The 12,479-nt window shown below is 74.1% G+C and carries 11 protein-coding genes; 8 read left to right on the plus strand and 3 right to left on the minus strand.

Annotation, left to right across the window (positions count from 1 at the left end; all coding sequences use genetic code 11):
- Positions 1-630, plus strand: a 630-nt coding sequence (locus ABTZ17_RS21640; protein WP_352197306.1) for an MFS transporter, incomplete at its 5' end; no start/stop codon positions are given.
- A 143-nt stretch (positions 631-773) separates the two neighbouring features.
- On the opposite strand, the gene glgX is transcribed toward ABTZ17_RS21640, so the two are convergent.
- Positions 774-2,888 carry a glycogen debranching protein GlgX gene (glgX, locus tag ABTZ17_RS21645; RefSeq protein WP_352197307.1) on the minus strand — a complete coding sequence of 705 codons (2,115 nt, stop codon included), beginning with the start codon at positions 2,886-2,888 and terminating at the stop codon, positions 774-776.
- Positions 2,889-3,030: 142 nt separating this feature from the next.
- Here glgX and ABTZ17_RS21650 point away from each other — a divergent pair, with 142 nt between their 5' ends.
- From ABTZ17_RS21650 to ABTZ17_RS21665, 4 genes are all read left to right on the plus strand, one after another.
- The gene (locus ABTZ17_RS21650; protein WP_352197308.1) at positions 3,031-3,873 is read left to right on the plus strand and encodes a Tat pathway signal sequence domain protein; all 843 of its coding nucleotides are present in this window, start codon (positions 3,031-3,033) and stop codon (positions 3,871-3,873) included.
- A gap of 136 nt (positions 3,874-4,009) precedes the next feature.
- Complete coding sequence (locus ABTZ17_RS21655; RefSeq protein ID WP_352197309.1) at positions 4,010-5,335, plus strand: copper amine oxidase; 1,326 nt, start codon at positions 4,010-4,012, stop codon at positions 5,333-5,335.
- A gap of 104 nt (positions 5,336-5,439) precedes the next feature.
- Positions 5,440-6,684, plus strand: coding sequence for a DUF5919 domain-containing protein (locus ABTZ17_RS21660; protein WP_352197310.1), 1,245 nt, complete (start codon positions 5,440-5,442; stop codon positions 6,682-6,684).
- A 128-nt stretch (positions 6,685-6,812) separates the two neighbouring features.
- Positions 6,813-7,547, plus strand: a complete 735-nt coding sequence (locus ABTZ17_RS21665; protein ID WP_352197311.1) for a 3'-5' exonuclease — start codon at positions 6,813-6,815, stop codon at positions 7,545-7,547.
- Positions 7,548-7,637: 90 nt separating this feature from the next.
- Here the strand turns inward: ABTZ17_RS21665 and ABTZ17_RS21670 are convergent, their stop codons facing one another.
- Positions 7,638-8,501, minus strand: a complete 864-nt coding sequence (locus tag ABTZ17_RS21670) for a phosphotransferase (protein ID WP_352197312.1) — start codon at positions 8,499-8,501, stop codon at positions 7,638-7,640.
- 162 nt (positions 8,502-8,663) lie between these two features.
- Between ABTZ17_RS21670 and mgt the strand changes: the two genes are divergently transcribed.
- The 3 genes from mgt to ABTZ17_RS21685 all read left to right on the plus strand — a co-directional run bounded on the left by mgt (position 8,664) and on the right by ABTZ17_RS21685 (position 11,702).
- The gene (gene mgt / locus ABTZ17_RS21675) at positions 8,664-9,857 is read left to right on the plus strand and encodes a macrolide-inactivating glycosyltransferase (protein WP_352197313.1); all 1,194 of its coding nucleotides are present in this window, start codon (positions 8,664-8,666) and stop codon (positions 9,855-9,857) included.
- 185 nt (positions 9,858-10,042) lie between these two features.
- Positions 10,043-10,618 carry a DUF1697 domain-containing protein gene (locus tag ABTZ17_RS21680; protein ID WP_352197314.1) on the plus strand — a complete coding sequence of 192 codons (576 nt, stop codon included), beginning with the start codon at positions 10,043-10,045 and terminating at the stop codon, positions 10,616-10,618.
- Between the two features lie 70 nt (positions 10,619-10,688).
- Positions 10,689-11,702 carry a ketopantoate reductase family protein gene (locus ABTZ17_RS21685; protein ID WP_352197315.1) on the plus strand — a complete coding sequence of 338 codons (1,014 nt, stop codon included), beginning with the start codon at positions 10,689-10,691 and terminating at the stop codon, positions 11,700-11,702.
- A 31-nt stretch (positions 11,703-11,733) separates the two neighbouring features.
- Here ABTZ17_RS21685 and ABTZ17_RS21690 read toward each other — a convergent pair whose 3' ends face one another.
- Entirely contained in the window at positions 11,734-12,477 is a 744-nt protein-coding gene (locus ABTZ17_RS21690) for a sirohydrochlorin chelatase (protein ID WP_352197332.1), read from the minus strand.
- Positions 12,478-12,479 lie beyond the last annotated feature (2 nt).

Genomic DNA, 12,479 nt, shown 5'->3' on the forward strand with positions numbered 1-12,479 from the left:
GCCCTGCTCGGCGCCCTGCGCGGCTCGCTGGCGCTGCAGGGCGTCGCCTTCGGCGCCTGTCAGGCGGGGATCGCCGCGCTCACCGATCGGCTGGGGGTGCCCGGTCAGGCGGGGCTGGTGTACGCGGCGATGGGGGTGGTCAGCGCGGTGGCCGGGCTGGCCCTGGGGGCGCTGCCCGACCGGATCGGGTTGGGCGCGCGCTGGCGCGCGGCCACCGCCGCCTCGCTGGTGCTGTCGGTGCCGCTGCTGTTCGTGGACGGCCTGTGGGGGCTGTACGCGGTGATGACCGTCCTCGGGGTGGCCTGCGCCCCGCACCTGATCACGGTGTTCGCGCTGACCGAGCGGGCGGTGCCGGCGGACCGGCTCGCGGAGGCCATGGCCTTCGCGGCGAGTTCGCTCGTGGCCGGTCAGGCGCCGGCGCTGGCGCTGTCGGGGCGGCTGGCCGAGTGGTACGGCCCGGCGGGGGCGTTCGCGCCGGCGGTGGTGGCGGCCGCCCTGGCCCTGCTGCTGGCCCTGGTCACCCGGGTGCCGGAGGGCCGCCCGGACGCGGCCGGGCCGGCACCGGAGCCCGTACCGGAGGCCGGACCCGGGGTGCCGGTGCCGACCGGCACCCCGGCCCGCCGCTCCTGAGGGCCCGCCGCTCCTGACGGGCCGCCGGTGACCGGCCCGGGGGAGTGCGGCCCCGTTGTGTGCGGGTCTTCGCCGAGCGGCCGGGGCCCGGACGGCCCCGGCCCGTCCGGGCCGGCTCCGTACGGGTCCCGGTGCGGCGGCCCCTACGCCGGTCGTTGCAGGACCATCAGGCTCCGGCCGGTCAGCGCGATCCGGTCACCGGCCGCCACCCGGGCGCCGCTGCCGGGGGCCGGCTGCTCCCGGCGGGCGGTGTCCACGACGATCTCCCACTGCCTGCCGTGCTCCGGGGGCACCGTGAACGGCACGGGTTCCGGACCGGTGTTGAACATCAGCAGGAAGGAGTCGTCGGTGATCCGCTCGCCGCGCGGCCCCGGCTCCGAGATGGCCTCGCCGTTGAGGAAGACGGTCAGCGCCCGCGCGTGCTGGGACTGCCAGTCCCGGGCGCGCATCTCCTCGCCCTGCGGGGTGAACCAGGCGATGTCCGAGAGCTCGTCGTGCGTGCCCTCCACGGGCCGCCCGTGGAAGAACCGGCGGCGCCGGAACACCGGGTGCCGGCGCCGCAGCCACACCATCCGCCGGGTGAACTCCAGCAGTCCCGGCGGCGGCTTGCCCGGCTCCGGCCAGGCCACCCAGGAGACCTCGTTGTCCTGGCAGTAGGCGTTGTTGTTGCCGCCCTGGGTGCGGGCGAACTCGTCGCCGTGGCTGAGCATCGGCACGCCCTGGGACAGCATCAGCGTGGCCGTGAAGTTCCGCATCTGCCGTTCCCGGAGCTCCAGCACCTCCGGGTCGGAGGTGGGGCCCTCCGCCCCGCAGTTCCAGGAACGGTTGTGGGACTCGCCGTCCCGGTTGCCCTCCCGGTTCGCCTCGTTGTGCTTCTCGTCGTACGACACCAGGTCGTGCAGCGTGAAGCCGTCGTGGCAGGTGGTGAAGTTGATCGAGGCCAGTGGGCGCCGGCCGTCGTCCTGGTAGAGGTCCGAGGAGCCGGTGAGCCGCCCCGCGAACTCCGCGAGGGTCCGCGGCCGACCCCGCCACAGGTCCCGGACGGTGTCGCGGTACTTGCCGTTCCACTCGGTCCACAGCGGCGGGAAGTTCCCCACCTGGTAGCCGCCCTCGCCCAGGTCCCAGGGCTCCGCGATCAGCTTGACCTGGCTGACCACCGGATCCTGCTGCACCAGGTCGAAGAAGGAGCTGAGCCGGTCCACCTCGTGGAACTGTCGGGCCAGGGTGGCCGCCAGGTCGAAGCGGAACCCGTCCACGTGCATCTCCGTGACCCAGTACCGCAGCGAGTCCATGATCAGCTGGAGAACGTGCGGGGACCGCATCAGCAGCGAGTTCCCGGTGCCCGTGGTGTCGGTGTAGTAGCGCGGGTCCTCGCCCAGCCGGTAGTACGAGGCGTTGTCCAGGCCCCGGAAGGAGAGGGTCGGACCGAGGTGGTTGCCCTCCGCGGTGTGGTTGTAGACCACGTCGAGGATCACCTCGATGCCCGCCTGGTGCAGGGCCCGCACCGCCGACTTGAACTCCAGCACCTGCTCGCCCCGGTCCCCGGAGGCGTAGCCGTTGTGCGGGGCGAAGAAGCCGATGGTGTTGTAGCCCCAGTAGTTGCTGAGGCCGTCGTCCACCAACCGGTGGTCGTGGACGAACTGGTGCACCGGCATCAGCTCCAGCGCCGTCACCCCCAGTTCCGTCAGATGACCGATCACCGCCGGATGGGCCAGCGCCGCGTAGGTGCCGCGCAGCTCCTCCGGCAGCTCCGGATGGCGCATCGTCAGCCCCTTGACGTGCGCCTCGTACAGCACCGTGTGGTGGTACGCCGTCCTCGGCGGACGGTCGTCCGCCCAGTCGAAGTACGGGTTCACCACCACCGAGCTCATGGTGTGCCGCGCCGAGTCGAGGTCGTTGCGGGAGTCCGGCTTCCCGAAGTGGTAGCCGTACACCTCCTCGCCCCAGGCCACGGAACCGCTGACGGCCCGCGCGTACGGGTCCAGCAGCAGCTTCGCCCGGTTGCAGCGCTGTCCGCGCTCCGGGGCGTGCGGGCCGTGCACCCGGAACCCGTACCGCTGCCCGGGCATCACCCCGGGCAGGTAGGCGTGCCGCACGAAGGCGTCCGTCTCGCGCAGCTCCACCGCCGTCTCCGAACCGTCCTCGTGGAGCAGACACAGTTCGATCCGTCGTGCGGCCTCGGAGTAGACCGCGAAATTCGTACCGGCGCCGTCATAGGTGGCGCCCAAGGGATAAGCCTGTCCCGGCCAGACCTGCATAAAAGTGACTCTTCCGCTTCCGATCCGGCATCTGGGTCCTTTTCCTCCGCCAGATCTTCCCCGAAAGGAGGGCAACCCGCAGGGACTTGGGACCGTCCTACCGGGTGACCACGCATACCAGGTATGCATGTAAGGGGGAAATGTGCCCATAACAGTACGCCGCCACATGGGAAAGCTGCTGGCGGGCGCGGCCATCGCCGTCACCGGAACGGCCGTGATGATCGGCGTCACGCTGCCCGGCCAGGCCGGCGCCGCGGGTGACGGGACCGCCGCCCGCGGCGTCGCGGCCGGCGGCACCACCGGCACCGCCGGCGACGGGAGCGCGGACGCCGCCGGACAGGGCGTCCAGCCCGGCCTGAAGCCCGCCCGGATCGAGGCCGCGCCCGCCGAACGGGCCAAGGGCTTCGGCCGCGACCCGCTCACCGACGCCGAGCTGGCCCGGGTCCGCGCCCTGGCCGCCGGCCCCGCCGCCAAGTCCGCCGTGGACTCCCGCGGCGGCCAGGGGCCCCAATGGCTCACCACCGATCTCGCCGAGCTCCGCCCCGAAGAGGCCGGCAAGCCGGGCGCGCCGCGCCGCGCCCAGGTCACCTCGTACGACTACAAGACGAACGCCCTGCGCACCTCGCTCGTCAACCTCGACACCGGCAAGGTCGAGTCCACCGACGTGCAGCGGGGGGTCCAGCCCCCCATCGCGCGCGAGGAGGCCGTACAGGCGGTCAAGCTGATCATCGCCGCCCCGCAGGGCGAGGGCCTGCGCAAGGACTACCGCGACGCCACCGGCAAGGCCCTGACCGGGCCGGAGCAGCTGTCCCTGAAGAACGCCCTCATCTACCGGGTCGACTCCGAGAACCCGGGCCCCCGCGCCGTCAAGGAATGCGGTCGCGAACGCTGCGCCCGACTGTTCCTGAAGGTGAAGAACGGCCCGTGGATCGACGTCCGCTCGCTGGTGGTCAACCTCAGCACCCGCACCGTGCACCGCGTCTGACCCCGACCACCGGCCCGCGACCGGACGGCCCCGGCCGCCCGCCGCACCGCACCGCCGCACCACCGCGCACCGACCGACCCGCGCCCTCCCCGGACCCCGGATCGTCTGCCCTTCCTGCCACAGGAGTCCCGACCCCATGCTCGTGAAGAACCCCTTCCACGGAGCCCGCCGCAAGGCGGCCGTGGCCCTGGCCGTCTCGGCCCTCCTCGGCGGCGCCACCGCGGCCGCCGGACCCTCCACGGCGGCCCCGGCGCCCCGCGCGGCCAAGGCCCCCGCCGCGCCCGCGCCCACCTGCAGCGAGGCGTACCGCATCGAACAGACCCTCACCGGCGGCACCACCTGGCGCATGTGCTGGCGGTACGAGAGCGAGGCCGGGCTGGTCCTCGACAACGTCTCCTACCAGCCCAAGGGCGAGCCCGCCCCCATCCACGTGCTGACCTCCGCCAAGCTCGGCCAGATCCACGTCCCCTACGACGACGGCAAGGCCGAGTACGACGACCTCACCGGAGCGGGCTTCGGCTCGGGCCTCCAGCAGATGGCCGCTGCCGAGTGCCCCGGCGGCACCATCAAGACCGTCAAGGTCACCAACGCCTGGGACCAGACCCAGACCGAGGTCAAGGGCCTGTGCACCACCACCCGCGCCCGCGGCCACGCCTACCGGCTCGCCGGCGACAACCCGGGCCAGGTCTGGCAGGAGCAGGGCAAGGACCTGCTCGTCTACACGGTGAACAAGGTCGGCTGGTACGAGTACATCACCGAGTGGCGCTTCCAGGCCGACGGCATGATCAACGCCAACGTCGGGGCCACCGGCTCGCTCTCCCCGGGCGACTACGACGCCGGCGACGACCGCGGCTGGCCCATCGGCAAGGGCGCCAAGGCGTACGCCACCAGCCACAGCCACAACGTCTTCTGGCGGCTCAACTTCGCCCTCGACGGCAACCCCAACGGCACCGTCGAGCAGTACGACTCCGTCACCACCCCGAGCCCCGACGGCTCCACCCCGAAGACCGCCACCACCCGCACCCGGATCACCAAGGAGCTCGCGGGCGACATCGAGGGCATGCGCTGGTGGCGGATGGTCAGCGCCGAGGGCAAGAACAAGGACGGCCACCCGCGCAGCTACGAGATCGTGCCCGGGGCCACCGCCAAGTACCCCGGCCGCTCCTACACCCAGCACGACGTGTACTTCACCGAGTACAAGGCCTGCGAGCAGTTCGCCACCCACAACCTCCGCAACTGCGGCCCGACGGCCGCGAAGCACGTGGACGGATGGGTCAACGGCGAGACGCTCAAGCACCCCATCGCGTGGGTCAACATCGGCTTCCACCACGTGGCCCGCGACGAGGACCAGCAGCCCATGCCGGTGCACTGGCAGGGCTTCCAGCTCAGCCCGCGTGACGTCACCGCTATGAATCCGCTCACTCCGCCCGCCCTCGCCGGTCAGAACGGGCGCCCCAACTAAGAGAGTTGGCGAACCAACCGGCCATCCGGCTGCACCGCCTCCCGTCCCCGGAGTACCCTTCCTTGATCACTGGAGCAGGGTCCGGAGGCGGAGGCGGTGCACGGGTGAGCTCGGGAGGGCTGGAACTGCCCCCAGGTGACGGCGGTCACGAGGGCAGTACGGCGGACGGCGCGACGGGGACGGTGTCCCTGGCGCACCCGCCGGCCACCGGTGCGGGGGGCGCGGGAGCCGAACTGGACTGGAGCGCGGACGCCTGGACCGAGGTCCGCACCCGCGCCCAGCGGGCCGGACGCGCCTACATCTGGCTGAACCTCATCGAACAGCGGCTCCGCGCCGTGGTCGGTGCCGTACTGCGCCCCATCTACGAGCCGGTGCACGGGCAGGACGACTGGGTGGTGGCCGCGGCCGGACCCGCCGGGCAGGAGTGGGTGCAGCGGGCCGTGGCGGTCCGCGAGGTCAGCCGCCGCAAGGGCTACCTGCTCGACCCCGCCGACGACAACGTCCTCAGCTTCCTCACCCTCCCGCAGCTGCGGGAGCTGATGGTCCAGCACTGGCCCTGCTTCGAGCCGTACTTCGACGACCGGCGCGAGGTGGAGCTGGCCCTCGACGAGCTGGAGGTCACCCGCAACGTGGTCTCCCGCAACCGGGCCCTGTCCCAGGCCGTCCTCGCCCAGGCGGAGCGGGCCTCGGCCCGCCTGCTGGACGTGCTCGGCGGCGGCGCGGGCGGCCCGGCCGCCGAACGGCTCCCCATCGACGCCGTCGAGGACCTGGTCGGCGACCGCTACGCCGACGTGGTGTCCGTCCACCCGGACCGGGTCCGCCTCCAGCGGCAGCTGCCCGCCGAGGACCTCTTCGGCGGGGCCCGACGGCTCGACGCCATCGGCATAGGACTCAACCTGCTCGTGCAGAACTACTCGGGGCGGCGCCTGGTGCGCCTCGCCGAGGCCGGCTGCCGGGTCCGGCTGCTCTTCCTCAACCCGGCCAGCAGCGCCGTCAAACGACGGGAACGCGAACTGGGCCTGCGCAAGGGCGAGCTGAGCCGGTCCGTGGAGATGAACATCCTCCACGTGCGCCGGGTCCGCACCCGGCTCGCCGACCCGACCGCCTTCGCCATCCACGTCTTCGACGAGACCCCCCGCTTCACGGCCTACCTGGTGGACGGCGAATCCCCCGGGAACGGCATCGCGGTCGTGCAGTCCTACCTGCGGCGGGCCCGCGGCATGGAGGCCCCGGTGCTCGTGCTCCGGGGCGGCGGCCGGGGCGTTCCCAAGGACGCCGACCACGGCCTCTTCACCACCTACCGCGAGGAGTTCGAGTCGGTCTGGCAGGACTCCCGGCCCGTCTCCTGACCCCGCCCCGCCACCGCACCCCCTCGCCGCGTCCCTCCCGGTCACGGGCCTGTCAGTGGCCCGTGGCAGTCTGATGACCTGACCGGGCGGCGGGAGAAGACGCCGGAGGAACTTTTGGGAGGGACGCAGTGGGGGAGTGGCACGGGGGTGTGCTGGCCGGGTTCGACCTGGAGACCACGGGGACGGAGCCGAGGGAAGCGCGGATCGTCACGGCCGCGGTGGTGGAGGTCGCACCCGACGGTGAGGTGCTGCGGCGCTCGCTGTGGCTGTGCGATCCGGGGATCGCCATCCCGGCGCAGGCCACCGCCATCCACGGCATCAGCACCGAGCGGGCCGCCGCCGAGGGCCGCCCCGCGGCGGAGGTGGCGGAGGAGGTGGCGCGGGCCCTGGCCGGGCTGTGGTCCCGGGGCATCCCGGTGGTGGCGTACAACGCCTCCTTCGACCTGACCCTGCTCGCCGCGGAACTGCACCGGCACGGACTGGCCCCGCTGGGGGAGCGGGCCGGACTGGCCGGGGAGGAGACCGGGCCCGTGGTCGACCCGCTCACCATCGACCGGGCCGTGGACCGGTACCGGCGGGGCAAGCGGACCCTGGAGGCGGCCTGCGCCGAGTACGGGGTCGAGCTGTCCGCCGCGCACGACGCGGGGGCCGACGCCCTGGCCGCCGTCGGCGTGGCCCGGGCGATAGCCGCCCGGCACGACCGGGTCGCCGGGCTCGGCGCCCGGGAACTGCACGAGCGTCAGGTGGGCTGGTACGCGCACTGGGCCCGCGGCTTCGAGGAGTACCTGCGCCGCCAGGGCACCCCCGACGCGGCCATCGACCCGGCCTGGCCGCTCCGGGCCCTGGCGCCGGCGAACGGCTGAGCCCCACGTGGGGGCGGGAGGCGGGCGGACCTCCGGCCCCGTGCCCCGACCGCGCCGACGCGGTCCCGGCCCGCCGCGGCCGGCACGGGATCAGAAGGGGTGCCAGCGGACGTCCGGGCGGTTCTCCCGGAGGGAGTCCACGCGGCGCCGGAACTCCACTGCGGCCGCGGGGTTCACCCCCGCGTGCTGGGCCACCCACGCACAGCTCGCCGTCTCGCGGGCTCCGCGCAGCACCCGCGCGCCCTCCCACTCCCGGACGTCCCAGCCGTAGGCCCCGGTGAAGGCGTCGTACTGCTCGGCGGGCATCCCGTACCGGTCCCGGGAGAGGTCCATCACCACCAGGTCGTGCTCGCGCAGGTCGGAGGCGAAGGTCTCCAGGTCGACCAGGACCGGCCCGTCGGGGCCCACGTGCACGTTGCGCGGCAGCGCGTCCCCGTGCACGGGCCCGGGGGTCAGCCGCGGGGTGAGGGCCGCCGCGTCGGCGGCGAAGGAGTCGCGTCGGAGCCGGAGGTAGGCGGCGTCCGCCGGATCCACCGCGTCACCGGCCAGCCGCAGCCACCGTTCGACCCCGCCGAGGAGGTCCCGCGGGGGCAGGTCGAAGGGCGGGGCCGGCAGTGCGTGCACCGCCCTCAGGAGGTGGGCCAGGTCGGCGGGCCCGGTCGGGCGGACCGCCGGGGGCAGCCGGTGCCAGACCGTCACCGGATGCCCGTCCACCAGGCGTGGCGCCGGCTCCGCGGCGCGGACCGCCGCGATCCCGATCCCTTCCAGCCACTCCGCGACGGCCAGTTCGCGTACCGCCCGGGCCGAGAGCTCCGGGTCCCGGCCGACCTTGAACACGAGCCCGCCGGCCGCGAAGACGGCGTTCTCCCCGAAGCTCAGCAGCTCCGCGGCGGCCGCTCCCGGCCCGCCGAGGCCCGCCCGGGCCAGTACCGACCGTGCCCGCGTCTCGTCCATGCCCGCCCTCGTCCGTCCCCGTGACCTGCGCCGGAGCCCTGTCGCCCGACGGCACGGGGCCAGTTTCGCACCCCGTGACCGGGTCCGTGGGGCCGGCCGGAAATCGGCGAGTCGAGACGTTCCGTCTTGCGCGAGACGCTGCGTCTCGTTAGGGTCGTGGACATGACCTCCGCCAAGCCCGCCCACATCGCCATGTTCTCCATCGCCGCCCACGGCCACGTGAACCCCAGCCTCGAAGTGATCCGCGAGCTCGTCGCCCGGGGGCACCGCGTCAGCTACGCCATCCCGCCGTCCTTCGCGGACAAGGTCGCCGCCACCGGCGCCCGTCCCGTCCCCTACACCTCCACCCTCCCGACCGACGAGGACCCGGACGCCTGGGGCACCGAGATGATCGACTGGGTCCGGCCCTTCCTCGACGACGCCGTCCAGGCCCTGCCCCGACTCGCCGCGGCCTTCGAGGGGGACGAACCCGACCTGGTCCTCCACGACATCACCTCCTACCCGGCCCGCGTCCTCGCCCGCCGCTGGGGCGTCCCCGCCGTCTCCCTCTCCCCGAACCTCGTCGCCTGGGAGGGGTACGAGGAGGAGGTGGGCGAGCCGATGACCGCCCCCATGAAGGCCACCGCACGCGGCCGCGCCTACTACGCCGACTTCGCCGCCTGGCTCGACGAGAACGGCATCGCCACCGACCCCGACGCCTTCGTCGGCCGTCCCGCCCGCAGCCTCGTCCTCATCCCCCGCGCCCTCCAGCCCTGCGCCGACCGGGTGGACGAGACCGTGCACAGCTTCGTCGGGGCCTGCCAGGGCGACCGCGCCGACCAGGGCGACTGGGACCGCCCCGAGGACGCCGAGACCGTCGTCCTCGTCTCCCTCGGCTCCGCCCTCACCAAGGAGCCCGCCTTCTACCGCACCTGCGTCGAGGCGTTCGGTGGCCGCCCCGGCGTCCGCCTCGTCCTCCAGATCGGGAAGCACACCGACCCCGCCGAGCTCGGCGAGATCCCGGCCGGGGTCGAGGTCCACTCCTGGGTGCCGCAGCTCGCCGTCCTCCGCAAGGCCGATCTCTTCGTCACCCACGCCGGAGCCGGCGGCAGCCAGGAAGGACTCGCCACCGCCACCCCGATGATCGCCGTGCCCCTGGCCACCGACCAGTTCGGCAACGCCGACATGCTGGTCTCCCTCGGCGTCGCCCGCCGCCTCGACAAGGACACCCTCGACGCCGCCGCCCTCCGCGAGGCCGCCGACGCCCTCCTCACCGACCCCCGGGTCGCCGAACGCGCCGAGGCCGTCCGCCGCGAGGCCGCCCTCGAAGGCGGCACCCGCCGAGCCGCCGACCTCATCGAGGCCGAACTGTCGTAGACGCGACCTAAGGGCGTGCCTTCCGGATTTCGCCGGTCAGGCCTGCGGCGTCTGGTGCCGTGCCTCGCAAGGCGCCGGGAAGCCCGCCTACTGGACGTAAGTGGGCTTTTCGGCAACGCCGCGAGGTGCGGTGCCAGGCGTCGCGGGCCAGGCGAGATCCGGAAGGCACGCCCTAAGGTGCCGTCATGACGCCACGATCCGACACCGGCCGCCCCCGCAGCTACGCCGCCCTGCTCCGCGGGATCAACGTCGGCGGGAACAAGAAGGTCCCGATGGCCGAGCTCCGCACCGTGCTGGAGGGGCTCGGTCACCAGGACGTGCGGACCTACCTCCAGAGCGGCAACGCCGTCTTCCGCAGCACCGCCACCGACCCCGAAGCCCTCGCCCGCGCCCTGGAGCGGGCGATCGAGGCGCACTTCGGCTTCCCCGTGCCCTGCCTGGTGCTCGACGCCGACCGGCTGGCGGCCGTCGCCGCCGACTGCCCGTACCCGGCCGCCGAGCTGGAGGGCAGGCAGCTGCACGCCGTCTTCCTCGCCGAACAGCCCGACGACCGCCTGACCTCGGTGGACGCCGCCGCCTTCGCCCCCGAGTCCTACGCCGTCGGGGACCGGGTCCTCTACCTGTACGTGCCCGACGGGCTCGGCCGCTCCAAGCTCGCCGAGGCCCTGTCCCGTCCCGCGCTCGTCAAGGGCAACACCGCCACCACCCGGAACTGGAACACCGTGGTCAAACTCGTGGAGCTGACCTCCGAGGACGCCTGACCCACCGGCGGACCGCCGGCCTCCGCACCCCGCACCGGCCCGCAACCGCCCGGTGTGCCAGGCTCGGGGGATGCGCTACATCATCATCGGAGCGGGCGCCGTGGGCGCCACCCTCGGCGGCCGCCTCGCGGAACACGGACACGACAGCGTCCTCGTCGCCCGGGGGGAGCACGCCCGGGCCCTCCGCGCCGACGGCCTGCGCCTCACCACCGCCGACGGCACCCGCACCCACCGCCTCCCCGTGGCAGAGCGCCCCGAGGAGCTCGGTGAACTCCGGCCCGACGACGTCCTCCTGCTCACCGTGAAGACGCAGGACGCGATCGCCGCCCTCGACACCTGGGGCGTGGCGGAGGTGCGCGGCGGCGGCACCGCCGAGCAGCGCCTGCCGGTGGTCTGCGCGCAGAACGGCGTCGAGGGCGAACGCCTCGCGCTCCGCCGCTTCGACCGCGTCCACGGCATGTGCGTCTGGCTGCCCGCGACCCACCTCGAACCGGGCACCGTCTCCGCGCTCTGCGCCCCCCACACCGGGGTGCTGCACCTGGGCCTGGCCGCCGGCGGCGTCGACGACACGACCCGCCGGATCGCCGCCGACCTCGCCGGATCCGGGTTCGAGGCGCTCGTCACCGAGGACGTGACGCGCTGGAAGTACGCCAAGCTGCTCGGCAACCTCGGCAACGCGGTCCAGGCCCTCACCGGTCCGGCCCCCCATCCCGCGAAGGAGCTCCTGCGGGCCCGGGCCGCCGCGGAGGGAGTCGCCGCGTACGAGGCCGCGGGCATCGCCTGGACCGGTCCCGAGGAGGAGGCGGCGGCCCGCGCGGGCAAGGTCGTGGAGCCCCCGCAGGAGCGCGGCGGCTCCTCCTGGCAGAGCCTGCGCCGGGGCACCGGCACCATCGAGTCGGACTACCTCAACGGGGAGATCGGTCTGCTCGGCCGCATCCACGGGGTGCCCACCCCGGTCAACGACGTGCTGCGCCGGGTGGCCGACATCTTCGCCCGCAACGGGTGGGAGCCGGGTGGGATGCACGTGTCGGAGTTGGTGGAGCTGGTCGACCAGGCGGTGGCGCGCGCGGCGCGGAAGGGGTGAGGGTCGGCCGGCGGCGGGGCCGTGGAGCCGCTCAGGCCACCGCGGCCGGCGAGCGGGTGAAGGCCGGGCGGGCGGCGTCGTAGCGGCGGAGCAGGAGGCGGGCCACCTCCGGTGCCGGGCCGAGGACGCCGGCCACCAGGTCGGCGCCCGCGGCCCGGGCCCCGTCGGCGATCCGGTCCGGCAGGCGGCCCGGGGCGAGCACGTACGGGGCGACGACGATCCGCCGGACCCCCTCGGCCCGCAGTTCCCGCACGACGTCCTCGGTGCGGGGGAGTACAGCGGAGGCGAACGCAGGACGCACGGCGCACCAACCGGTGAGCCGCCACTCCCGCGCGGTTTCAGCGATCACTGCGATCGCCTCCGGGTCGGAGGAACCGGCGGACGCGAGGACCACGCCGGTTTCGGCCCGCTCGGCCGGGGTGACCCCGGCCTCCGCGAGCCGTCGTTCGAGGGCGGACACCAGCAGCGGGTCCGGGCCCAGCACCCCGGCCTGTCGGATCCGCAGTCCGGGCAGCCGGGCCGCGGCCTCGGCGAGGACCGCCGGGATGTCCGTCTTGGCGTGGAAGGCCCGGGTCAGCAGCAGGGGCAGGGCCACCGCCTCGCGGACCCCGTCGGCGTGCAGTCGGGCCAGGACCCGCGCCGGGGTCGGGGCGTTGAAGTCGAGGAAGCAGGTCTCCACCCGTAGTCCGGGCCGCAGCAGTCGGACCCGGTCGGTCAGGGCCTCGACGGTCGCGGCGTGCCGGGGGTCCCGGCTGCCGTGGGCGATGACCACCAGGA

Source organism: Streptomyces sp. NPDC097619 (assembly GCF_040302735.1).
Classification (GTDB): Bacteria; Actinomycetota; Actinomycetes; order Streptomycetales; family Streptomycetaceae; genus Streptomyces.